We start from the raw sequence: 19,842 nt of genomic DNA, 5'->3' as shown, positions 1-19,842 counted from the left end.
TCCGGACTCACGGATTGGCGGGAACATCGAGGTGGAAAGCAGCGGCGCGATCATTCGTTCTCACCCCGCTGAGGGGAACACGCCCGACGAACAGGACGTTCGCGACGAACTGGCTCGCGTGCTGAAGAGCCACTGCTTCGCCACGTCGGGCCGCATGCGCGCGCTGCTCGACTATCTTGTCAACGAGACGCTGCAAGGGCGCGGCGACCGCCTCAAGGAATACACGATCGGTATCGAGGTCTTCGACCGCGGCACGAATTTCGATCCGCGCATCGAAACGGTCGTGCGAACCGAGGCGTGGCGTTTGCGCTCGCGCCTTACCCTTTATTACCAGACCGAAGGCGCGCACAACCCTGTCCGTATCGAACTGGCGAAGCGCTCGTTCGCGACGGCGGCGTATCGCGTCGCGACCGCCACACCTGCCCTCGCCTTCGCCGACCTGCCACCGCAGCGCATTGCGCGGCTCGCCGTCCTGCCCTTTGCCGTAACGGACGACGCGCCCGACATCGGCCACTTCGCCGCGAGCCTCGCCGACGAAACGAGCCATGCCCTCGCGCGTTTGCCGCGCATCGAAGTGCTCGCGCGCTCGTTGTGCCGCGCCATGCCGGCTACGGCGGCTTCCATCGGCGAGACCGTACAGCGGCTCGACGTCGACTGGATCATGGAGGGCAGCGTGCGCCGTTCAGGTGCTCGCATACGCGTGCTCGTGCAACTGGTGGAGACGACAAGCGGTTGCCAGGTCTGGGCTCACGCGATCGAACAGGACTGGAACGACGGTCTTCCACGCGTGGAAGACACGGCGGCGGCGCTCGTCACCGAACTCGCGAAAAGCGAAAGGGTCTGGCAGACGCCGCTGGCTGAAGCGTTCGTGGAAAACGTCTGCTCCGGTTCCGACCTGCGGCAGTTGCTTCGCTTCGGCACCGGCGGCTCGCCATCGGTGGTCGATGTCTTGCGCCGCGGCATCGGCTGGCTCGAAGGCCGCTTGCAGCGCAACCCGCACGAAGCCGCCATGCACGCGAGCATGGCCAACCTCCTCGCGGCCTTCGTCTCGATCGTGCCGGGTTCGAGCGCGGACCTCATGCCGCGCCTGAAACGTTCGGCCATGGCCGCCGCCACGGCGCCTCGCAGCGGAACGCGTGGACTCGTCGCGCTGGGAATGGCTTCGCTCTTCGTCTGCGACTGGGTGGCTGCCCAAGATGCGCTGGATCGCGCCATCCGCCTCGCTCCCGACGATAGCGGCGCGCGCATGTGTCTCGGCCTGCTTCACCTGCAAACCGGCAAGCTGGGCGAAGCGCTCGACAACATGCGGGAAGCGCGCGACTTGCATCCGTTGTCGGCAACCGTAACGGGGTCTCTCGCCGCGGTCTTGATGAATAGCCGCCGCTACGGCGAAGCAATGGAGCTGGCGCGCCGGGCCGTCGCACTGGACAGCGACTTTCAGCCTGCCCACGTGCTGCTCGCCGACGCCATGCTGTGGGACGGACGTATCTCGCAGGCCTTGGGACGGTTCGAGGAAATCAGCCAGCTGGATGGCCGCAGCGCGTTCGGCCTCGGAAAAATGGGCTATGCGTATGGCAAGACGGGAAATGGGCCGAAGGCACGCGCGATTCTCGATGAACTCGACAGCCGGGACGACGATCCGGGCCGTGTGCTGATGGCCAAGGCGCAGATCCATCTCGGCCTTGGCGAGCACAACGCAGCGTTCGAGCATCTGGACGCCGCACTCGGCGCACCGACTGCGCCGGAGCTGCTGCTTCGCACCGCGCCGCAATTCGATCCGCTGCGGGCCGACCCGCGCTTCGCAAGCCTGCTCGCCCGGCTCGGCCTGACCGCCTGCCGGGCGGACAGTTAGACGGCAAGCGCGCCGCCCGTCTCGCGTAACGGCCGGGCCGGATCATCGGCCGTGGCAAGCCGCCTGTATTGCCCGCCGTGAAAGACGAGGGGCGCCGCGTCCTGCCGTTGCGTGAACGAGCGGACCTCGCCGAGAAAGATGGCATGGTCGCCGCCGTCGTACTGAACGGCGCGCTCGCATTGCAGCCAGCCCACGCATCCCTCGATCAGCGGTATGTCGCCCAGGCCGTGCCGGGTTTGAACACCGGCGAACCGGTCGATTCCCCGGCTCGCGAATCGGCCCGAAAGCGGCTCCTGCTCCTGCGCAAGAATGTGAATCGCCCAATAGCGCGCCGATGCGAACGCCGCATACGACGACGAACTGCGCGCGAGGCTCCACAGCACGAGCGGTGGATCGAGCGAAACGGAGCTGAAGCTGTTGGCGGTGATGCCGACCGGAGCCCCGTCGGGGCTCCGTGTCGTGATGATGGTGACGCCCGTTGCGAACTGCCCCAATACGCGGCGAAAGGAGGCAGGTTCGATTGCGGCAAGCGGCTCTGTCATGGCTGAACGCTCCGTGTTGATCGGGCCCATCGTCGGCCGGATCTTCACGCAGCGGAAGTCACGAGACGTCTCTTGAGCGCAGCGGCGGTCGATGCAACCACGTCGCCGGTCGGTGCGGTGTTCTGTATCAGTCGCGAGGCGCGAGCGCCGCGGTGCGCTCGCCGTCTTCCCAGCCGCCGCCAAGCGCCTTGTAGAGCGCGATGGCGTCCATCGCGAGGCTGACGTCGCTCTGCGCGAGACTGTCCCGCTGCGAAGCGAGCGACCGGTCGGCCTCCAGCACACTCAGGAAAGTGGTGAGACCGGCCATGTATTGCGCCTGCGAGACGTCGAACGCGCTCTTGTAGGCCGCAACCGTTTTCTTGAGCGCGTCGTTGTGCGCCTTCTCGCGGTCCAGCGCAACGAGCGCGTTCTCGGTTTCTTCAATCGCGCTTCGCACCGTTGCCTGCCAGGCCGCAACTTTCTCGTCCCTGACCGCCTCTTTCTCGCGCACCTTGGCGGCACGCTTGTGGGCGTCGAAGACCGGCACGCTCAACGTCGGACCGAACGACCATGTTGCCGATGAACGAGCGGCCATCGACCGTATGCTCTCCGAGTTCACGCCGAGTGCCCCCGCGAGCGAAACAGCCGGATAACGGTCCGCCTCCGATACCCCGATGTCGGCCGTCGCCTCGGCAATGCGCCGCTCGGCGGCGCGCACGTCGGGCCGTCTCGCCAGCACCTCGACGGGCGGGTCCGGTTCGATCGCCCACGAAAGCGCCGGCACGGGAGCGACCTCGCGCAGGCGGTCCAGAACGTCCTGCGACGACGCCCCGGTGAGCACCGCAAGGCGATTGACCGATTCACGGAAGCTGTATTCGAGCGGCGCAATGCTCGCCCCCGCGCTTTCCATCTCGGCGCGTGCCTGCACTTCGTCAAGCCCTGTTCCGGTACCGGCCAGCGCCTTCGCACGCGTGAGCTGCCAGGTGTCGGTGCGCGAGGCCAGCGTCGCCTTCGCTATGACGAGACGAGCCTGATACCCGCGCGCTTCGACGTAATAGCGCGCCACGTCCCCCAGCAGCGAACGGATCGTATCGTCCAGATCGGCCGCGTAGGCCTGCACGTTCGCCGCAGCCGACTCGACGCTACGACGCTGGGCTCCAAAGATGTCAAGTTCGAAGCTCGCATCGAAGCCAGCCTCAAAGGTGTTGCTCGTGAGGCTCGCGTTATCGCCGAAACCCGAGAGCTTCTGGCGTGACCGGGTGGCACTGGCCGAGCCATCGACTGCGGGATACAGCCCCGATCGCGTCTGGACCAGCGAAGCCCGCGCCTCGCGCAAACGCGCCTGCGCCTCGCGCACGTCCGCATTCGCGCGCATCGCGTCAGTCACGAGGCGGTTCAGCTGAGGATCGTTGAATCGCGTCCACCACAATTTCAGGTCCGTGGCGACTGACTTCGTGGGCGTCCTGTCCGCCCAGTCAGCCGGCGCGGCGGCCTGCATAGCGTGATAGTCGGGCCCGACTGTGCATGCAGCCAGCAGGGACGCGCACAGCAGCGCCAACGCTCTCATGGCCGGACCGCGCTAGCTGCGCCACTGTCGAGCGGCGGCGCCTGAATGAAGACGTCCACGAGCTGCCCGAGATACGCGGGGAACTGGTCGTCCTCGATCTGGTAGACCACTTCCAGGACGCGCGTATCCACGCGCTCGGTGCTGTCGCCCGTGAGCGACGTCTTCGTGACGACATAAGGCTCGCTGTACATGTACTTCAATGCCGTGCCGATGTTGCCGTTGCCCCGCAGGTAGGCTCGGGCGGCCGCCCCCGGCTTGAAGCGCCAGGCATCGTTCTGGTCGATCTGCACGCGCACGTGGTGCTTGCCCGAGCGGCCCAGCATGACGAGCGGCGTGGAAAGGGCCGCGGCCGACGCATATTCCCCCGGCCGGATGTTGACCTGAAGGACGGTCGCATCGAAAGGCGCCTTCACGGTGAGACGGACGAGCGAAGCTTCGGAATACGCAAGCTGCGCACGCGCCGAAAGCAGTTGCGCCCGCGCCGATGCAAGCTTTGCTTCGTACAGACGCACCGCGTAACGGCGCTTCGACAAATCTTCCGCGCTCACCGCGCGTGGATCGGAAACCGATTCCGCCAGTTTGAGCTGCGCCCGGTAGTCGCCCAGATTGGCGTCGGCTTCGCGCACGTTCGCAACGGCGGTTTCGACGTCGGCGCTACGCTGGTCCCGATCGGCGCGTTTGACGCGGTCGTCGATACGAAACAGCGTTTGGCCGGCCTTGATCTCATCGCCGGGCGCGATGGGCACGTCAACGACGATTCCGCCGTCAGGCGCCCCGATGCCCACCGCCTGGCCCGGCGGCTCGAGTTTGCCCGTGCCGCCGATGTAGCTCGAGAACGGCGCACTCGCGGGTTCCGAAAGCGGCTTGGTCGCGGAGATCGAGGACGGTGCCGTCATCACCGCCGTGGCGGCAACGGCGACACCCAGTGCGGCCAGCAGCGGCAACATGGCCTGAGTCAGACGGAGTCTCACGGAGCGGTGCCCTCAACAATGACAGAGGATGAAGCGCGGATACCCGTTATGCGGCCGTCGTCCATTTCCGCAATGCGATCGGCGTATTCGTAGATGCGCCGATCGTGCGTGACGACGATGAGCGTTGTCCCGCGTTCGAGAACCAGACTGCGCAGCAGCTTCATGATGTCTCGCCCCGTTGTGTGATCGAGCGCACTGGTCGGCTCGTCGCAGACGATGAGGCGCGGCGAATGGACGATCGCGCGGGCGATGGCGACGCGTTGCTGCTGCCCGCCCGACAGTTCAGACGGCATCTTGTCGGCCTGATCGCTTAGCCCGACCAGTTCCAGCGAACGCTGCGCAGTTTTCGCTGCATCCCTGGGCTTCGCCCGCTGGAGCAGAAGCGGGATGCTGACGTTGTCCCGCACGCTGAGCGAGGGGATCAGGTTGTACGACTGGAACACGAAGCCGATGTGATCGCGCCGGAACGCGGTGGCTTGCGCGGAAGGCAAGCTCTCCGGGTCTACGTCGAAGATCGTGCATCGGCCCGCGTCCCGTCGCAGCACACCCGCCACGATGGAGATCAGCGTGGTTTTTCCGCAGCCCGACGGTCCCACGAGGAACATCACCTCGCGCGTGCGCACGGCAAGATCGACGCCGCGCAACGCGGGCACGCTGCCCGTGGGTGTCGGATAGGCCTTGGCGAGCTGTTCACAGACGACGGCGAACCCGGCGCTGGAAGCGGCGCGTTGCGGATCGGCATTCATTTGAACACCACACCGGGATCGAGGCGCAGCACGCGACGCAGCCCCAGCGACCCGGCCGTGCTTCCAACCAGCACGACCACCGCGCAGGCGGCGCCCACCACGGGCCACGTCAGACGGACGTTGATATCGGAATTGACGTTGAGCAGGATGAAAGTCGCTATGCCGCCAATGCCCAGACCGTAGCCCAGCAGCGTCACGCCCAGGGCCTGCAGCGCGACCATCCCGATCAGCGTCCCATCCTGGGCTCCGATTGCCCGCAGCACGGCAAAGTGCCTCTGGCTGTCGAGCATAAAGTTGTAGAAGGTCATTCCCGCGATGCCGCCTCCAATGGCAAACGTCATCAGCGCGGAGAGCCCCATGTTGAGAATCACGCTGGTATTGAGGATGAACCAGCGCAACGTCTCGTTGGAGAATTCGCGGCTCGTGCGGGCAAGCAGCTTCAGCCCTTCGCGCGTCTGCGACTTGACGCGCGCGACATCGGCATTCGGCCTGAGCTTGACGAGGACATACGACAGCAGTTTTCTCTGGCTCGGCACATAGGTCTTGACGCGTTCATACGTGGTGTAGACCACCGGGGTCGAGGCAAACGTCTTTTCGCCGCGGTAGATGCCTGCCACCACCACACGGTGATCGTTGAGTTCGAACGTGTCGCCCACTCTGAGCGGACGGCGTGCGCCGCTGGAAGTCGCGCCTGAAGCTGAATAGGCGAGGCGATTGCGTGCCCCGTCTTCGTCGACGAACACGCTGTCGGCCATGCGCAGGTCGGCGAGCGAGCCCGACACCATTCGCCCCGGCGCACCGATCAGTGTGGAATCGTCCACGCCGATCAACTGCACGGACTCTGCGCGGCCATCCGGCAGCCGTGCACTGATGCTGCCCTTGTACAGCGGCACGGCCCATGCCACGCCCGACACGCTGCGCATCCGGTAAACGGCGATGTCGTCCATCGCCTTGACGTCGTCGACGTAGTCCGAATGAAGATCGGTCACCCACATGTCGACGCCCTGAATCTGATCAACGAACGTCGTGGTCGACCGCAGAACGGCAACCAGGGTTGCGGCCTGTTGCGTGATCAACAGCGTGGTAAAGGCGAGCGAAAAGACGATGCCGAAATATTTGGCCCGATCGCCGATTAGCATCCGCCAGGCAATTGCCAGCATGACTACCTCACGCGCAATTCATGTGACGCCCTTTGCTCACGGCGCTTCGTCAATGAAATGCCGGGCAATGTCGTGGCGAGAATATGACTTCGCATATTCCTTTGAATTGACGTGTATCAATTCAAGCCAATCAGTCTCGGATCCGTAATAATCGGAAAGTAATTGTTATTTCAAAAATAAGGAAATGGATTGAATGAGCGCGACGATGAGGCGACCGGCAATGAAGCGGCAGATCGCTTTCGCCGGGCGTGCCGTGAAGACCATTGGCAAGCGGACGTACCGGCACGCCTACCGGCTCAACCCGCCGACGCGCTCACATTCGCCGGCAGTGTCACTTCGAGCAATGCAAGCGTCGGTTAGGCGCCGCCGAACATAAAGCGCCAAAACACGACGCTCTTGATTCGGTCGAGGAGCAGAGCGAACACGGCAACGGCACAGATCAAGGCGCCGACGAGTTCCAGTGGAACTGCGGTCATCAGCGTTCCGGTTACGGCCAGCACACTCACCAGGACGACGTCGATGGCGCTGGCCCACGCCATGAGCGTACCGGGAGCGAACGCCCACATGGGCCCGTCGTTGCGGAGTACGTAGATGTTGGCCTGCGTGGTGAATACCAGCAGCAGGAACACCATCGTTTGCATCTGCCCGGCATTCAGCCCGAACTCTGTGCGCGCCGCGCCATACAGCGATAGCGTGAACGCAAGCGAAACCGCTGCGAGCACGCCCGCGGCGCCGACCAGTTGCCCGACTCGCCAGCGTTGTGGCTGGCTTGCCGGTAGAACGCGGTCGGTTGCGATGCTCATCGTAACGAAGTCATTGGCGAACAGCAGTAACACGATCAGCCGCGGTGAAATCACAAAGCCTTTGGTGAGCCAGAGGCCCAGTGTGAGGAAAACGACGATCTCAAGTGTCTTGACTATCTTGTCGAGAATGTACGTGGTAAGAGGTGGCCGCGAAAATTTGGACAGCCAGATAAGTGGAGCGGCCGGGGCCAGAGCCAGCGATAATGCAGGCAAAGGAACCCGAGAAATGACGAAGAGAACCCGAAGGACGCACTCAGCGGCGTTCAAAGCGAAAGTGGCACTCGCAGCTGTTAAGGGCGAGCGGACGCTGGCCGAATTGGCGCAGCAGTTCGATGTGCACCCGAACCAGATCACGGAATGGAAACGGCAATTGCAGGAGCGCGCAGCGGACGTATTCGGCGCCGGCGGTGCGCCGTCGAACGAGCCGCCGGTTGATCTGAAATCGCTGCACGCAAAGATTGGGCAACTGACGCTGGAAAATGATTTTTTAAGCGGCGCGCTCGACAAGGCGGGATTGCTGAGCGCAAAGAAATGATCGACCGTAAGCACGCGTTGCCGATTTCGCAGCAGGCCCGTCTCGTCGGCGTGGCGAGATCGAGCGTGTATTACCGGCCGCAGCCGGTGAACGAAGCGGATCAGTTGCTGATGCGCCGGATCGACGAATTGCACATGGAGTTTCCGTTTGCCGGGGCGCGGATGCTGGCGCGCCTGCTGCGTCGGGGAAATCGATATTCTCGGCATCGATCTTGCCAAGCACGTCTTCCAGCTTCACGGTGCTGAACGCAGCGGCCGCGCGGTGCATCGCTCCAAGGTCGGGCGTGGAGCATTGATCGAGACAGGTCAAAAGCTTCGCCCGCGAGTCATAGCAATGGAGGCTTGCAGTTCAGCCCATCATTGGGCACGCCGTTTTGTCGGCATGGGTATCGAGGTTCGCCTGTTAAGCCCTCAATATGTGACGCCGTTCGTGAAAAAAAATAAGAACGACCGCAACGATGCGGAGGCAATCGCCGAAGCGGCCTCACGTCCGTCAATGCGCTTTGTTGCCGTTAAATCGATCGAACAACAAGACATCCAGGCCGTGCATCGAATGCGCGCCATACTGGTACGCCAGCGTACCGCGGTCATCAACCAGATCAGAGGACTGCTAGCCGAGCGCGGCCTGATCGTTGCGCGTTCTGCGCAGGCTTCAAAGGAGCCATCCCGGCCCTTTTGGTATCGATGGCGCCGAACTGACGGCTTTCTGCGGCGGATTCAACCGGTGGATGCAACACACTAAAAGCTGCACAAGCAGTGGGAGTGTTGCGAATGAAACAGCGACGCCGGATCTATTACAGTGAGACGCAGAAAGCGCTGATGTGGGAGCGCTGGCAGAAGGGTGAATCCCTTCAGCATATTGCCCAACTCTTCGACCGGAACCATTCATCGTTTCAGCGGATTCTTGCCGAAACCGGCGGCATCCGGCCGGCACAACGACATCGATCGCCGCTGGCGCTCACGCTGGCGGAGCGCGAGGAGATATTGAGGGCGCTCGTTGCTCGCGATTCAATCCAGTCAATCGCGAGTCGACTTTCACGGGCTCCCTCCACCATCTGCCGTGAGATCAAACGTAACAGTGGACCGGACGGTTATCGGGCAAGCCGTGCCGACCAGCTTGCCTGGGATCGGGCGCAGCGGCCCAAAATCTGTAAACTGGTTGAACACCGGAGGCTGGCACGCATCGTGGCAGACAAACTCCAGCTGGAGTGGTCACCGCAGCAGATCGCCGGATGGCTCAAGCGCGCATACCCGGGCAGCGAGGATTACCACGTGTCACACGAGACCATCTATCGCAGCCTCTTCATCCAGGCACGCGGTGCCCTGAAGAAGGAACTGCTGGAACATTTGAGGCGTACCCGGGCAATGCGCCGTTCGCGCCATCACACGCAGAAGACAGATGATCACGGCAGGATTCGCGACACGGTATCGATCAGCGAACGTCCGGCCACAGTTGAAGACCGCGCGGTACCGGGACACTGGGAAGGCGATCTGCTGTGCGGAAGCGGGAACAGCCAGACTGCGACGCTCGTCGAGCGCCAGACACGCTACGTGATGCTCGTGAAGATAGCCAGCAAGGACAGCGAGACGGTGATCAACGCGCTCATCAAACATGCCTGCAAGTTGCCGCAGGAACTCTATAAATCGCTAACATGGGATCGGGGAACGGAGATGGCGAACCACAAAAGCTTCACCGTCGCCACTGACATTGCCGTAAGCATTCACGCAAGGCCGTCTAGAAAGCGTGACGGGAGTTAGCCAGCATAGCGTCCACCAAATATTTGGAGGACGCGATAATGGACAGGCTGGACGAAGTGGTAACTGCGGCGCGCAAGCGCCCGAATTTTGCGCCGGAGTTCCGGCAGTCGATTGTTGAAATGACGCTGCGGCCCGGAGCGTGCGTGGCGCAGATAGCGCGCGAGCATGGTCTGAATGACAACATGGTGTTTAAGTGGCGGCGGCGGTTTCTTGATGCGCAGGCCAAGGCGGCAGAGTCAGTGCCAGCACTGACGAGTGTCGCGCAGAGCACTGACAATGTGATGATCCTGCCCGTGAACATCACCGATGCTCCTGCGCCGACAGCAGCCGAGCGGCAACCGGGCGGCGCAGCCGCCAGTTGCGAAGTGGAGATCGAAGTAGGCAAACGGCGCGTTCGAATCTGCGGATTGTCGATGGATCTGGCCGAGCGATTTCTGCGGGACTGCCTGAAATGATTCCGCCGAACACTCGAATCTGGATTGCAGCGGGAGTGACCGACATGCGCTGCGGCTTCGGTTCTTTAGCCGCGAAAGTGCAAACCGTGCTGGAGAAAGACCCGTACGGCGGGAACATCTTCCTCTTCAGAGGTAAGCGCGGCAATCTACTGAAGGCGATTTATTGGTGCGATGGCGGGCTATGCCTGTTTGCAAAACGCCTTGAAAAAGGACGTTTCGCGTGGCCACGTGCCGACTCCGGCGTTATCTCACTCACCACTGCCCAGCTCTCGCTCCTGCTGAAAGGCTTCGACTGGCGTCAGCCAGTCGAAGCAGCGCGTCCACGCAGCGCTTTGTAAACGATGGTCAAGCGATATTCGGGTATTGGCGAAAAGCCCGTAAACTGCCTTCATGGACCACCACACGACAGCTCTTCCCGACGACATTGACACCCTGAAGGCGATGGTGTTCGCTCGCGATGAGATTGTACGTAAACGCGACGCACAGGTTGCCGAACTGCAGGAACAACTCTCGTCGCGCGCCATTGAGATCGAGCACCTGAAGCTCACCATCGCGAAGCTGCGCCGCATGCAGTTCGGCCGCAAGTCCGAGAAGCTCGATCGCCAGATCGAGCAACTCGAACTGAAGCTCGAAGACCTGCTGGCCGACGAGGGTGCTGCCGCCGCGGCGGCACCCGGCAAAGCGCGGGCGCCTCGCGAAGCGTCTGTTCGCGAGCCGCTGCCTGCGCATCTCGAACGCGACGAGCGCATTCATCTGCCCGCGACCGACTGTCCGCAATGTGGCGGCACGCTCAAGCCGTTGGGCGAGGACGTTGCTGAGCAGCTCGAATACGTGCGTGCGCACTTCCGGGTCATCCGCCACCGTCGTCCGAGGCTCGCCTGCTCGTGCTGCGACTGCATCGTGCAGGCTCCAGCGCCCAGCCGCCCCATCGAGCGAGGCCTTCCGGGCCCGGGACTGCTTGCGCATATCGTCGCATCGAAGTTCGTCTACCACCTTCCGTTCTACCGGCAATCGGTCATGTACGCACACGACGGCGTCAGGATCGAGCCGGGCACGATGGGACACTGGCTGGGAGCGCTCACGTGGCTGCTTAACCCGCTGGTCGAAGCCATCCGGCGTTACGTGCTTGGCGGCGGCAAGGTGCACGGCGATGACACGCCGCTACCGGTGCTGGCGCCCGGCAATGGCCGCACGAAGACAGGACGTCTTTGGGTTTACGTTCGCGATGATCGCAACAGCGCCTCGATCGAAGCGCCAGCGGTCTGGTTTGCCTACTCTCCGGATCGCGGCGGCGAACACCCCCAGGAGCATCTGAAGCACTTCAAGGGCTTGTTGCAGGCCGATGCGTTCGGTGGGTACGCGAAGCTGTATCGGGGTGGCCACATCCAGGAAGTTGCCTGTTGGGCTCATGCGCGTCGTCAAATCTATGAACTGCATGAACGGCGCCGCAATGCGCTTACTGAAGAAGCACTGCGGCGTATCGGGGCAATCTACGCGATAGAGGAGCAGATCCGCGGCAAGCCGCTTGATGAACGCAGGCGTGTGCGCCAGACTCAGGCGTTACCGTTGCTCGACGAGCTAAAGCGCTGGTTCGAAGCGACGCTCACGACGCTGTCGGCCAAGTCCGAGACGACGGCGGCGATCAACTATGCGCTCAATCGGTGGGCGTCACTCGTCTATTACTGCTCTGACGGCTGTGCGGAAATAGACAACCTGATCGCGGAGCGCGCGCTTCGCGGTGTGGCTATTGGACGCCGCAACTTCTTGTTCGCCGGCGCAGATTCTGGTGGAGAACGCGCTGCCGCGATGTACAGCCTCATCGGCTCGGCACGTCTGAACGGTATGGATTCCGAAGCGTATCTGCACTACGTCATCGAGCGCATTGCCGACCACCCGGCAAACCGCATCGACGAACTACTGCCATGGAACGTCGCGCCGCATCTGCCTGCGGCGGCAAAAGCAGTACCCATTCGGTAAGCGCTTCCATCGCCTTCGCCAACAACCTTGCCTACGGCACTCGCTTGAGTGCTTACTCCGTTTGTGGAACTCGTCGAGTATGTTTGCTCCAAACCGATAAGGAAATCTAACATTACGATGAAAATTCGACCCAAATCCCTCGCCACAGCGGGTGCCATTGCTGGCGTTCTGATCTCGCACGGTGTGTTCGCTACATTGCATAAAGAGCCCGTCATCAAGACGATCGAGTCTTCCAGTCCCCCCTGGTACGCCAGAGTGACTGACGAGGCCTTGATATCGATTACTCTATCGCCGAGGCTGTTGCGTCTGGATATGAACGCTGCAAACTCGATCAGGGCAGAAGCGAGCGACTTCAAGCCAGCGCGCTATTCCTTTCCAGGCGTTACGGTTCCACGATCAGTACTGCACGACCTGACCAGAATTTATTCTTATGGTCGGCGACGGGATGTGCCGATCGTGTCATCGGGGGGAGACTGGGTCATCGCGGAATACTACATGGCTGGATCCCATGTCCCTGCGTCCCGCTTCCGGCTACTGGGGAAGCAGGTTCAACGTCAGGAAGAGTTGGACCGGACAGGGCACGCTGTCAAGATCATTGATATCGGCTGGGCGCCGCGGACGGCGTCGGACGATGACTCGGTTGATACGTCGACACTGGGTGACCATCCGGCGTGGATCCGCGTGTTCAGAGTATCACCCTCGGGAAAGAAGACGCTTGTTGCATTGGCATGGCGAACAAAGGGGTTCCCGACAGCACCTGATACCGATGTGATGCCCGACGACAATGATCTCATCTTCGGCCTTCCGGATGGCACAGTGAAGTGGCATACCAAGAACGACTTTCTGAGCGCCAACGATATCGACCTGAGTGCCAGAAGACTTTCTGGTATGGCCAAACCGGCGTCAGGACCTTGAGCGCCGACTCGCCAAAACCGCCGTGTTGGCAAATTGCTTCGGAGCGTCGCCAGTATTGCCGCCGCAGATTGTACGTCCCGGGACTTGCCAACAACCATAACGCGTCGCCGTCAAGACGGCCTTGATTGCGCGCTTACGCTAGGCGGACCTTCAGGCTTGCACACGATCACGCCGTTCTCATGGTCACGCCAGCCAATCAAGGTCTGCCAGTTGCCGGCTTCCGCAAGATAGGCGGTGATCGTCATTCCTGACTCGATGCGGGGCTTGCCCGGTGCGGCCACCGAATACGCCTTCCGGTCTGCGCTTTCGAACCCGAACAGAGTGACCTGCTCGCGGTTTTGCGAGGTCTGCACGACGCCAAACACGCGATCGAGTCGAACTGTTTCAAGCGGCATGTTCGAGTTTTTCTACGCCTTCTGAATGTTGAAGTTCGCCGCCGCGTACCGCGCATTGCACGTCCAGACCTCTTCCCCGTCACGGTAGAAAACCGCCCAGCCCTTTGAGACGGTCATGCGGGCTTGCGGAAACACTGCGCTATGGCCGTTGAGCGCGGCTGAGATTTTGTTGCGCTCCCGGCACGTCGCCCAATACTCGCCGTCGGCTAGGACTTCGTGCGCCATTTTTGCAAGTTTTCCTTGTCGTTACTTGACGTGCGCCACGAAGGCGCTGCTCGGCGACCACTCTGCGGCGGCGGGTATCCCAGGAACTGCGATCTGAATCCAGTCGCCTTCAATGCGCTGCACCTGCCATGGAACACCTACAGGAATTGAAACACAAGCATGGCTCGCCACTAGGCTCGTTCGCCGGGAATCATCGCCCGCGTTCAAGCGCTCGGCGATGGTCTTGGCGTTATCAAGGCTCGCACACGCGAAAGTCTCTCTGCTCGCCTCTACTGCCGAACCTACATCTTGGGCCGCTCTGGCTTCGTAACAGACAATGCAACAAACGAGGGCAGCCAACGCAAGACTCTTCATTCAGTTTTCCGTGGTCAAAGCTGGTCTGCTCGCGCGAGCTTGTACAACTCGCGCACGCATCCCTGAAACGGTAGAAGCGTCGCGAAGGCGAGCAGCGCGAAAACGGGATCGTTCTTCTTCACCGCGCACGCAACGGCCCCGAGGCCCAAAGTTGCCGACATTGCGCAAAGCCCGATTAGCTTCAGTGTGTTCCTGAACGTCCGATTTACAAAGCACTGCGGGCGGTACAGAAGGCGGTGGAGTGCCCGGCGCCACGACAATCATTGAACTTTCCCCATTCCATCCATGCAGCCCAGAACACAATGGCCCCCAGGATCGCAACCGCAACAATCTTCCCGATCATTCATCGCCTCGCATCACATACCGTATATACGGTTGCCCCTGCGCAAAGCCCGAATACAGCCGTTGCGCAACGACATTGTTAGCGGCGGTGATTCCCCACAGGCGCGACCACTCGCCACTGTAAACGCGTTGCACCAACTGGGCGGCCATCGCCCTCGCAACCAGCGAGCCACGCCCACGCTGCAATTTGCTCACGAAGACGTCCTCGACGTAGCAAACCGGTTTCGTTTCCCACGTGCCTTCATGCACTACGTAGTTCGTGAAGCCGACGACTTCGCCAGCGCTCACGGCGACCAGACCGGCAATCGCAGACACCGGGTCGAGCAGGCGAGCCCACGTTGCGTCGCTCACGTGCGGCTCGATCGCACCGTCACAATACTGGTTCCACAGCACGCGCCAACCCGCTTCGTGCTCGGGCCTCGGCTCCGTCACATCAACGCTCATTTCGCTCGCCCCTTCCGGGTAAATCGCTTCAACTCTTCGACCGCCACAGCACGCTCACACACCGCCACCAGATGCGCTGCCGATACGCCCAGCGCCTCCGCAAAGTCCCACACGAGACGGAAATCGATATTCGCCCGCCTGCCCGTTTCGATCTGCGTAATGGCCGGCTGGCTCATGCCGAGGATCACTGCAAGATGACGCGTGGAGAACTCCCGCTCACCGCGCAGCTTCCGTACCTCCGCCCCGAAAGCGGTCATCACTACCTGATCGCGCCCTGCAAGCGGCCGGGTGTACCGGCCCACACCTTTAGATACCGGACGGCTTGCTTCGGGCTCATGGACCCAACTCCAGGGGGCTTCAGTCACGATGCGCTTTCCAATGCAGGCTACGCCGCCGGCAACAGGTCGAAGTCCGAGTCAGGGTGATCCGTAAAAAGTCGTGTCGACTGGCGCGCTGCGCGGCCATCGGCATACCAGCAGATCACCATAGTCCCAGAGCTACATGAAACGCTTCCAACGAGTGCGTATGGGCTGTTTGGCGAAGCCGGCCGCTCAATGGCCGGGGTGAAACGAGGTTCACGGCAGCGCAGGGCGGCGCCATTGAGCGCGGCTTGAAGGTCAAAATTCTTCATGCTCACCTTTCCCCGTCATTGCCGCGACAGCAGCGACGCCAGCAGTCGTGAGCCAGCCCGCTGACGCGGCTCGCTCGCTCCACGCCGTCGAAGTGCGCTCATGCCGTCCCGTGTTGTCGCGGGGGGCACGGTGTGCCGCGACGCGTGCAACTCGACCATGAGCGGCGAAACCGATTTTCCATTCGCCGGCGGGAATGTCCTCACCTCGCCGTTGGCAAGATGCTGTTCTAGCGTGCCGTCGCGCACGTCAAGAAAGAACGTTCCGGCTGCATCGATGAAAGGACCGAAGAACTGGCCACAGTCAGCGCCTGTGCATTTGTATGGCGTTGCGCTCATGCCTGCACGTGTCGGCGCTATTGAGCGAGCCCCACACTTCGGGCAATTAGGCGGGTAATTGCCGATGGTTTCTCTGGTATCCATAGATTTCCGTTCTATTGGTCGTGCATCAGTCGGCGCGTGTTCCAGCGCATGTATGCTTCGAAAATCGGCTCAACAAGCAACAGTTGGGCAACGAAGGCAATTCCAATGCTTGCGACAAGCACGGCCCCTTCTGATGCCCACTTGTCACATACCAACGCGACAAGGTTGCAGACGATCAGCACGACAATCGCGCGGATCAAATAACGGATATGCCTGGTATGTAGCTTCACGGTCCTTTCACCACTCCTGCACCACAAACACTTCGCGGGCTTTGCGGCGCGCATAACGCTCGCGTAGGCTTGCGCTGACCTCGTTGATGCCGAACACCTTTCGGTAGTCTGGATGCTCGTCGTGCCAGCAGTCGTAGGTATCATCATTAGCCTCGGCCAAAAGCGTCTCGCCCGAATGACCATGTATGACAGTCCAAAGCAGCACGTTTCCGGTTGGCTTCATGCGTTTTCCTAGATCAACTCGTACTTGCAGAGCAGGGCCATCTTTCGCTGTTCCTTGCGATGCCGCTCATCGCGGGATGCTTCAGTTGGCACGATATCCAGCTTCGCCGCGAGCGTAGCGTCGTAGCGCTCCGTTTCAGCCACCAAGCGCACTAACTCCCGCAGTTCGTTCTTCGCCGTTGAAAACATGGTCGCTCCGGTTTTCCGCGTCAGATGTTGTTCTCGCACGTCCCTACCTGCGGGACCGGCGACGCCAGCGTTGCAATCAACGCGTACCCAGGATACTGCTGACGCGCTGTGTTCGAAAACGCCGCGATGGCCTTGGCGCTATCGTCCGCCGTCACGATGCCGTGGATCGGCTTGATTACGTCTGTCGAGCCGTCCTTGCGCAGTACGCCCGAGACGATGAAGCGGGTCGGCTGGCGGACCTTCCAACCGATGTTTGCTCCACGCTCGTTCGTTGCGGCCGAAACGGCACCGCACAAGCTCATTACCAAGGCAACAGTGGCCAGTCGCAGCGCTTTCATTGTTTTCGCTTGTCCCGAAGCTCAGGCACGCGGATAGGTCTTAAATATCAAAATGAGCGCGAGAAGGACGCCACCGCTGATACCCCACGAAGGATCATCGCCAGAATGCATCGTGAAGGCCGCATACAACGCTGTGGGAAGAACGACCACCAGCCCGATCAGCGGAAGTGTCGATTTCCAGAAACGGCGGCGTTCTTCTAGATGCCACCGTGCCGTGTCACCTCGCGCCTTTTGAATCGCAGTCATCGTTTGGATGCGAGCGTGAAGCTCCTGCGCCCAACGAGTCTCGAATTTCGGTTGATTCATAAATGGGCCTGTTTTCCTATAGCTCAGGATGTTGCTTCAACCACTCAGCGAACGCTTTCATCTCATCCGAGAGCGGTCCGCCCAGCGGCACTACCATCGGTACCGCACGCATAATCATCGAGACTGGCTGAATCCGGTCCACTTCAAAGTCGGTCTCGGAAGGGTCGCCAGCATGCTTCGCTTGGTTTCGCGCGTCGTTCAACACGTGCGTGATGAACTTCCGGTGCTCGCTGTCCGTCTCAGCTTCGGTTTTTCCCCGGTAAAAATCGACAACGAAATCTACAGCGTTCGGCAGCCCGGCCCTTTGAGACAGCGCACCGAGGATTCCTTCGGCCGCCCCGGCGAGAGTAAGCGATGAAACATAATCCCCGTCAAAAAAGAGCCGTATTGCAGCGTCGAGTTGGACAGTTGCAACTTGAAGCTTTGTGATGGATACGGGATCGGTTGCTTGAGCATACTTCTGGATCGCGATCGCCACACGTTGCTCGTGGGTGCCGCGCCGTTTCGCCTCGCCCATGGTGGCTCTGTTTCCGTGGTGTCAACGCGGAATCAGGAACTTCTCTCGGCGCTGCCCTTTGATCCAACCAGGTTCACGGCCCATGCCGCTCCATGTGGCACCTGAAACTGGATCGCGGTACTTCGGCGCCTTGGCCCCCGGCTTAGGACTGCTCCTGCCTCTAGTTCGAGCGAAAACCTGTTCGGGCGTCAGCGAGTATTCGCTAATGATTGCCTGAACCTTCTCGATCGCGGCAGCGATTTCCTGTTCCTGCGCTTCCTCGATTTGTCTTTCTAAAGCCTCGCGTTGCTTTAGCAGTTCACGGTAGCTTGCCACTCACATCTCCGGTCGTTGAAATACTCGGCCCACGTTTTTCGTTTAGTCCGCGATGATCGCGGACAAGCGAGCAAAGACGCGGCGCGCGAACTCCGGGGCCGCTTGCTTCGCCGCTTCAATCGACGGGAACCCGCCCGTTTTGAAGTGCAGGAAGTGCAGATCGAATGCTCCGGCGTCATCGGTGATCGCCATCATTTCTTGCCCGCCGAATCGCGCCGTTTGCATCACGCTCCCGTCGCCACCGTTCGGGTCAATCCAGCGTTGCTGGGGAGCGTTGAACGCGATCCTGCCGCCACCGTCGATATCGAGGTTCATCTGTCGTTTTCCTAGTGGACGCGCGCGGGGTACACAAAATCCGCTTCGGGCGTGAATTCGTACCGGGTCGGGTCGCCTTCGAACTGAACGTAACCCTCAATGTTGTTCTGACGGAGCGCTTCCACGCTACGGTGTGCACTCGCGACGGCGAATTCGTCAAGGACGCCAGGATCGACCGACTTCCCGCCTGTCGAAACTCCATCGCTCTCGATCAAGAGAACCATGTCCTTTGCGGAGCCGACCTTTCGGCCGAAGATTTGCTTCTTCATCGCAGTTTTCCTACCATTCTTCTAGAGGGCAATTCGCGTCAATGAAAGCCTGCTTCAACTCGTCGATTATCTTTTGGGTATCGCCGCCATCGGCTAAGAGGATCAGGGCAGTCAAGCTCAGCCGTGCCTGCTCTTTCGCCTCACGCAATCTCGGACCGACCTTACCGCTTTCAAGAATGCCCAACAAAGCGGACAGATCAGTGATCGATCCAGCGAGCGCCCACGCCATATTAGAGTCTGCTTCTGGCTCTGGCATCCGGCGGAGCTTCGCAATCGCGAGGTCGACCGCATCAGCGAAATCGTCTGCCGACATGTGTGCTCCGTTTTCCGTTGGCTCAAGCGCTCGCAATCGGCACAACCAATCGAGCCGATTGAACGACGCCGGGCAGGGTGACAAACGCAAGCAGAGCGACAGCCGGTTCCGCACGAGAGATCGCGAGCGCGGCCAGAGCAACGCCCGTTGCAGCGCACGCCGTAAGGCTCAAAATCGCGAAGATCGTTTTCATGGTGTTCCGACCTCAATGTGAAATCACTGCGCCGAGCAACGCGCCGGTCAACAGCGGCCCAAAGACTGACGGGCTCTGTCCAGAATCGGCCCCATTCTTCTGAGAACCAAGACGACTGGCGATTAGCGCCAAAGTGGCGTTCTGCTCTTGTTGAAGGCCGATTTGCAGAGCAAGCAGCTTTTCACCAGGTGTGGGTTCTTCGATCCCGACTAGCTTGCAAAGCCGCGAAATGTTCGCCTCGAAACGTTCCTTCTGGCGATTCGGGTTGCGCAGATCCTCGATGAAATCATACATCTGCGCGCGCGACGGCTGGCGACTCAAAAACTCCTCCAGTTCCGCCAACAAGAACGGGTTGCTGCCGCACTGCGCTCGCGCTTGCGTCATCTGGTCCACAGTTGCGCGGTCGTTGCTTCGTGTGTCCTGTGTTGTCATTCCGCTTTCCGTTATGCGGGCACTACCCGCTTTTCGTGGTGTTCAAGACGGCCACAACTCTGCGGCACCGAGCGCCGCGCTTTCGGTATGAAACAGGCCGAGCGCCGCGTCTTCCCACTCGCCCGACAGCCAC

Annotated in this window: 29 protein-coding genes and 3 pseudogenes; 8 read left to right on the top strand and 24 right to left on the bottom strand. The window is 61.2% G+C overall.

The features are described from left to right. Window positions 1-31: 31 nt before the first annotated feature. Window positions 32-1,852 carry a tetratricopeptide repeat protein gene (locus tag PKKP23_RS29760; protein ID WP_126879518.1) on the top strand — a complete coding sequence of 607 codons (1,821 nt, stop codon included), beginning with the start codon at window positions 32-34 and terminating at the stop codon, window positions 1,850-1,852. Here PKKP23_RS29760 and PKKP23_RS29755 read toward each other — a convergent pair. From PKKP23_RS29755 to PKKP23_RS29730, 6 genes are all read right to left on the bottom strand, one after another. Continuing rightward, the gene (locus PKKP23_RS29755; protein WP_017773343.1) at window positions 1,849-2,394 is read right to left on the bottom strand and encodes a flavin reductase family protein; all 546 of its coding nucleotides are present in this window, start codon (window positions 2,392-2,394) and stop codon (window positions 1,849-1,851) included. The genes PKKP23_RS29760 and PKKP23_RS29755 overlap by 4 nt on opposite strands. 127 nt (window positions 2,395-2,521) lie before the next feature. Further along, window positions 2,522-3,940 carry an efflux transporter outer membrane subunit gene (locus PKKP23_RS29750; protein ID WP_126879517.1) on the bottom strand — a complete coding sequence of 473 codons (1,419 nt, stop codon included), beginning with the start codon at window positions 3,938-3,940 and terminating at the stop codon, window positions 2,522-2,524. Next, complete coding sequence (locus tag PKKP23_RS29745) at window positions 3,937-4,911, bottom strand: efflux RND transporter periplasmic adaptor subunit (RefSeq protein WP_126879516.1); 975 nt, start codon at window positions 4,909-4,911, stop codon at window positions 3,937-3,939. Before PKKP23_RS29745 ends, PKKP23_RS29750 begins: the two co-directional genes overlap by 4 nt. Then, complete coding sequence (locus PKKP23_RS29740) at window positions 4,908-5,657, bottom strand: ABC transporter ATP-binding protein (protein ID WP_017773340.1); 750 nt, start codon at window positions 5,655-5,657, stop codon at window positions 4,908-4,910. The genes PKKP23_RS29745 and PKKP23_RS29740 overlap by 4 nt, the downstream gene beginning before the upstream one ends. Next, window positions 5,654-6,817 carry an ABC transporter permease gene (locus PKKP23_RS29735; RefSeq protein ID WP_017773339.1) on the bottom strand — a complete coding sequence of 388 codons (1,164 nt, stop codon included), beginning with the start codon at window positions 6,815-6,817 and terminating at the stop codon, window positions 5,654-5,656. The genes PKKP23_RS29740 and PKKP23_RS29735 overlap by 4 nt, the downstream gene beginning before the upstream one ends. Window positions 6,818-7,173: 356 nt before the next feature. Continuing rightward, window positions 7,174-7,833, bottom strand: coding sequence for an HAD family hydrolase (locus PKKP23_RS29730; RefSeq protein WP_240659184.1), 660 nt, complete (start codon window positions 7,831-7,833; stop codon window positions 7,174-7,176). A gap of 13 nt (window positions 7,834-7,846) precedes the next feature. Between PKKP23_RS29730 and PKKP23_RS34660 the strand changes: the two are divergent. The 7 genes and pseudogenes from PKKP23_RS34660 to PKKP23_RS29695 form a co-directional block, all read left to right on the top strand. Further along, window positions 7,847-8,337, top strand: a pseudogene (locus tag PKKP23_RS34660) (transposase); the annotation flags it as partial. After that, window positions 8,303-8,832 (top strand): annotated as a pseudogene (locus tag PKKP23_RS29720) (IS110 family RNA-guided transposase); the annotation flags it as partial. The pseudogenes PKKP23_RS34660 and PKKP23_RS29720, both read left to right, overlap by 35 nt. A 93-nt stretch (window positions 8,833-8,925) precedes the next feature. Continuing rightward, window positions 8,926-9,870: pseudogene (locus tag PKKP23_RS29715) on the top strand (IS30 family transposase); the annotation flags it as partial. 80 nt (window positions 9,871-9,950) lie between these two features. Further along, window positions 9,951-10,367, top strand: coding sequence for an IS66-like element accessory protein TnpA (gene tnpA / locus PKKP23_RS29710; RefSeq protein ID WP_126879514.1), 417 nt, complete (start codon window positions 9,951-9,953; stop codon window positions 10,365-10,367). Next, window positions 10,364-10,705: an IS66 family insertion sequence element accessory protein TnpB gene (gene tnpB / locus PKKP23_RS29705; RefSeq protein WP_126879513.1), complete on the top strand. Its 342-nt coding sequence runs from the start codon at window positions 10,364-10,366 to the stop codon at window positions 10,703-10,705. The genes tnpA and tnpB overlap by 4 nt, the downstream gene beginning before the upstream one ends. 52 nt (window positions 10,706-10,757) lie before the next feature. Further along, a complete protein-coding gene (tnpC, locus tag PKKP23_RS29700; RefSeq protein ID WP_126879512.1) occupies window positions 10,758-12,344 on the top strand; it encodes an IS66 family transposase in 1,587 nt (528 codons plus the stop codon). 117 nt (window positions 12,345-12,461) lie between these two features. Beyond that, the gene (locus tag PKKP23_RS29695; protein WP_126879511.1) at window positions 12,462-13,259 is read left to right on the top strand and encodes a hypothetical protein; all 798 of its coding nucleotides are present in this window, start codon (window positions 12,462-12,464) and stop codon (window positions 13,257-13,259) included. 110 nt (window positions 13,260-13,369) lie between these two features. On the opposite strand, the gene PKKP23_RS29690 is transcribed toward PKKP23_RS29695, so the two are convergent. The 18 genes from PKKP23_RS29690 to PKKP23_RS29615 form a co-directional block, all read right to left on the bottom strand. After that, window positions 13,370-13,654, bottom strand: a complete 285-nt coding sequence (locus PKKP23_RS29690; protein WP_126879510.1) for a hypothetical protein — start codon at window positions 13,652-13,654, stop codon at window positions 13,370-13,372. 12 nt (window positions 13,655-13,666) lie between these two features. Further along, complete coding sequence (locus PKKP23_RS29685; protein WP_126879509.1) at window positions 13,667-13,879, bottom strand: hypothetical protein; 213 nt, start codon at window positions 13,877-13,879, stop codon at window positions 13,667-13,669. A 21-nt stretch (window positions 13,880-13,900) separates the two neighbouring features. Beyond that, the gene (locus PKKP23_RS29680; protein ID WP_126879508.1) at window positions 13,901-14,233 is read right to left on the bottom strand and encodes a hypothetical protein; all 333 of its coding nucleotides are present in this window, start codon (window positions 14,231-14,233) and stop codon (window positions 13,901-13,903) included. 14 nt (window positions 14,234-14,247) lie between these two features. Beyond that, on the bottom strand, window positions 14,248-14,394 hold the full coding sequence (locus tag PKKP23_RS33835; RefSeq protein WP_161978161.1) for a hypothetical protein: 147 nt from the start codon (window positions 14,392-14,394) through the stop codon (window positions 14,248-14,250). A 178-nt stretch (window positions 14,395-14,572) separates the two neighbouring features. After that, complete coding sequence (locus PKKP23_RS29675; protein ID WP_161978160.1) at window positions 14,573-14,926, bottom strand: GNAT family N-acetyltransferase; 354 nt, start codon at window positions 14,924-14,926, stop codon at window positions 14,573-14,575. Window positions 14,927-15,015: 89 nt separating this feature from the next. Next, window positions 15,016-15,384 (bottom strand): helix-turn-helix domain-containing protein, encoded by a 369-nt coding sequence (locus PKKP23_RS29670; protein WP_126879506.1) that lies wholly within the window; start codon window positions 15,382-15,384, stop codon window positions 15,016-15,018. A gap of 697 nt (window positions 15,385-16,081) precedes the next feature. After that, window positions 16,082-16,300 carry a hypothetical protein gene (locus tag PKKP23_RS29665; protein ID WP_126879505.1) on the bottom strand — a complete coding sequence of 73 codons (219 nt, stop codon included), beginning with the start codon at window positions 16,298-16,300 and terminating at the stop codon, window positions 16,082-16,084. A 7-nt stretch (window positions 16,301-16,307) separates the two neighbouring features. Beyond that, complete coding sequence (locus tag PKKP23_RS29660) at window positions 16,308-16,523, bottom strand: hypothetical protein (protein ID WP_126879504.1); 216 nt, start codon at window positions 16,521-16,523, stop codon at window positions 16,308-16,310. Between the two features lie 8 nt (window positions 16,524-16,531). Then, window positions 16,532-16,711 (bottom strand): hypothetical protein, encoded by a 180-nt coding sequence (locus tag PKKP23_RS29655; RefSeq protein WP_126879503.1) that lies wholly within the window; start codon window positions 16,709-16,711, stop codon window positions 16,532-16,534. A 20-nt stretch (window positions 16,712-16,731) separates the two neighbouring features. Beyond that, entirely contained in the window at window positions 16,732-17,049 is a 318-nt protein-coding gene (locus tag PKKP23_RS29650; protein WP_126879502.1) for a hypothetical protein, read from the bottom strand. 21 nt (window positions 17,050-17,070) lie between these two features. Then, complete coding sequence (locus PKKP23_RS29645) at window positions 17,071-17,355, bottom strand: hypothetical protein (protein WP_126879501.1); 285 nt, start codon at window positions 17,353-17,355, stop codon at window positions 17,071-17,073. 16 nt (window positions 17,356-17,371) lie between these two features. Continuing rightward, complete coding sequence (locus PKKP23_RS29640; protein ID WP_126879500.1) at window positions 17,372-17,872, bottom strand: hypothetical protein; 501 nt, start codon at window positions 17,870-17,872, stop codon at window positions 17,372-17,374. A 21-nt stretch (window positions 17,873-17,893) separates the two neighbouring features. After that, window positions 17,894-18,187 carry an H-NS histone family protein gene (locus PKKP23_RS29635; protein ID WP_126879499.1) on the bottom strand — a complete coding sequence of 98 codons (294 nt, stop codon included), beginning with the start codon at window positions 18,185-18,187 and terminating at the stop codon, window positions 17,894-17,896. A gap of 42 nt (window positions 18,188-18,229) precedes the next feature. Further along, complete coding sequence (locus tag PKKP23_RS29630; protein ID WP_126879498.1) at window positions 18,230-18,502, bottom strand: hypothetical protein; 273 nt, start codon at window positions 18,500-18,502, stop codon at window positions 18,230-18,232. A gap of 11 nt (window positions 18,503-18,513) precedes the next feature. Beyond that, window positions 18,514-18,771 (bottom strand): hypothetical protein, encoded by a 258-nt coding sequence (locus PKKP23_RS29625; RefSeq protein ID WP_126879497.1) that lies wholly within the window; start codon window positions 18,769-18,771, stop codon window positions 18,514-18,516. A gap of 10 nt (window positions 18,772-18,781) precedes the next feature. Then, the gene (locus PKKP23_RS29620) at window positions 18,782-19,084 is read right to left on the bottom strand and encodes a hypothetical protein (protein WP_126879496.1); all 303 of its coding nucleotides are present in this window, start codon (window positions 19,082-19,084) and stop codon (window positions 18,782-18,784) included. A gap of 22 nt (window positions 19,085-19,106) precedes the next feature. Beyond that, entirely contained in the window at window positions 19,107-19,277 is a 171-nt protein-coding gene (locus PKKP23_RS33830) for a hypothetical protein (RefSeq protein ID WP_161978159.1), read from the bottom strand. 12 nt (window positions 19,278-19,289) lie between these two features. After that, complete coding sequence (locus PKKP23_RS29615) at window positions 19,290-19,709, bottom strand: hypothetical protein (protein ID WP_126879495.1); 420 nt, start codon at window positions 19,707-19,709, stop codon at window positions 19,290-19,292. Between the last annotated feature and the right edge of the window lie 133 nt (window positions 19,710-19,842).

The organism is Paraburkholderia kururiensis JCM 10599 = LMG 19447 (assembly GCF_003986935.1).
Classification (GTDB): Bacteria; Pseudomonadota; Gammaproteobacteria; order Burkholderiales; family Burkholderiaceae; genus Paraburkholderia; species Paraburkholderia kururiensis.
The sequence above is the reverse complement of the archived record's forward strand: the minus strand, read 5'-3'. Positions and strand labels throughout refer to the sequence as shown.

Coding starts and splice junctions, on each gene's coding strand:
- PKKP23_RS29735 (WP_017773339.1), bottom strand. CDS start 6,817: ATGCTGGCAATTGCCTGGCGGATGCTAATCGGCGATCGGGCCAAATAT.
- PKKP23_RS29625 (WP_126879497.1), bottom strand. CDS start 18,771: ATGAAGAAGCAAATCTTCGGCCGAAAGGTCGGCTCCGCAAAGGACATG.
- PKKP23_RS29695 (WP_126879511.1), top strand. CDS start 12,462: ATGAAAATTCGACCCAAATCCCTCGCCACAGCGGGTGCCATTGCTGGC.
- tnpB (WP_126879513.1), top strand. CDS start 10,364: ATGATTCCGCCGAACACTCGAATCTGGATTGCAGCGGGAGTGACCGAC.
- PKKP23_RS33830 (WP_161978159.1), bottom strand. CDS start 19,277: ATGAAAACGATCTTCGCGATTTTGAGCCTTACGGCGTGCGCTGCAACG.
- PKKP23_RS29620 (WP_126879496.1), bottom strand. CDS start 19,084: ATGTCGGCAGACGATTTCGCTGATGCGGTCGACCTCGCGATTGCGAAG.
- PKKP23_RS29615 (WP_126879495.1), bottom strand. CDS start 19,709: ATGACAACACAGGACACACGAAGCAACGACCGCGCAACTGTGGACCAG.
- PKKP23_RS29640 (WP_126879500.1), bottom strand. CDS start 17,872: ATGGGCGAGGCGAAACGGCGCGGCACCCACGAGCAACGTGTGGCGATC.
- PKKP23_RS29650 (WP_126879502.1), bottom strand. CDS start 17,049: ATGAAAGCGCTGCGACTGGCCACTGTTGCCTTGGTAATGAGCTTGTGC.
- PKKP23_RS29685 (WP_126879509.1), bottom strand. CDS start 13,879: ATGGCGCACGAAGTCCTAGCCGACGGCGAGTATTGGGCGACGTGCCGG.
- PKKP23_RS29680 (WP_126879508.1), bottom strand. CDS start 14,233: ATGAAGAGTCTTGCGTTGGCTGCCCTCGTTTGTTGCATTGTCTGTTAC.
- PKKP23_RS29645 (WP_126879501.1), bottom strand. CDS start 17,355: ATGAATCAACCGAAATTCGAGACTCGTTGGGCGCAGGAGCTTCACGCT.
- PKKP23_RS29630 (WP_126879498.1), bottom strand. CDS start 18,502: ATGAACCTCGATATCGACGGTGGCGGCAGGATCGCGTTCAACGCTCCC.
- PKKP23_RS29750 (WP_126879517.1), bottom strand. CDS start 3,940: ATGAGAGCGTTGGCGCTGCTGTGCGCGTCCCTGCTGGCTGCATGCACA.
- tnpA (WP_126879514.1), top strand. CDS start 9,951: ATGGACAGGCTGGACGAAGTGGTAACTGCGGCGCGCAAGCGCCCGAAT.
- PKKP23_RS29655 (WP_126879503.1), bottom strand. CDS start 16,711: ATGTTTTCAACGGCGAAGAACGAACTGCGGGAGTTAGTGCGCTTGGTG.
- tnpC (WP_126879512.1), top strand. CDS start 10,758: ATGGACCACCACACGACAGCTCTTCCCGACGACATTGACACCCTGAAG.
- PKKP23_RS29690 (WP_126879510.1), bottom strand. CDS start 13,654: ATGCCGCTTGAAACAGTTCGACTCGATCGCGTGTTTGGCGTCGTGCAG.
- PKKP23_RS29740 (WP_017773340.1), bottom strand. CDS start 5,657: ATGAATGCCGATCCGCAACGCGCCGCTTCCAGCGCCGGGTTCGCCGTC.
- PKKP23_RS33835 (WP_161978161.1), bottom strand. CDS start 14,394: ATGTCGGCAACTTTGGGCCTCGGGGCCGTTGCGTGCGCGGTGAAGAAG.
- PKKP23_RS29755 (WP_017773343.1), bottom strand. CDS start 2,394: ATGACAGAGCCGCTTGCCGCAATCGAACCTGCCTCCTTTCGCCGCGTA.
- PKKP23_RS29660 (WP_126879504.1), bottom strand. CDS start 16,523: ATGAAGCCAACCGGAAACGTGCTGCTTTGGACTGTCATACATGGTCAT.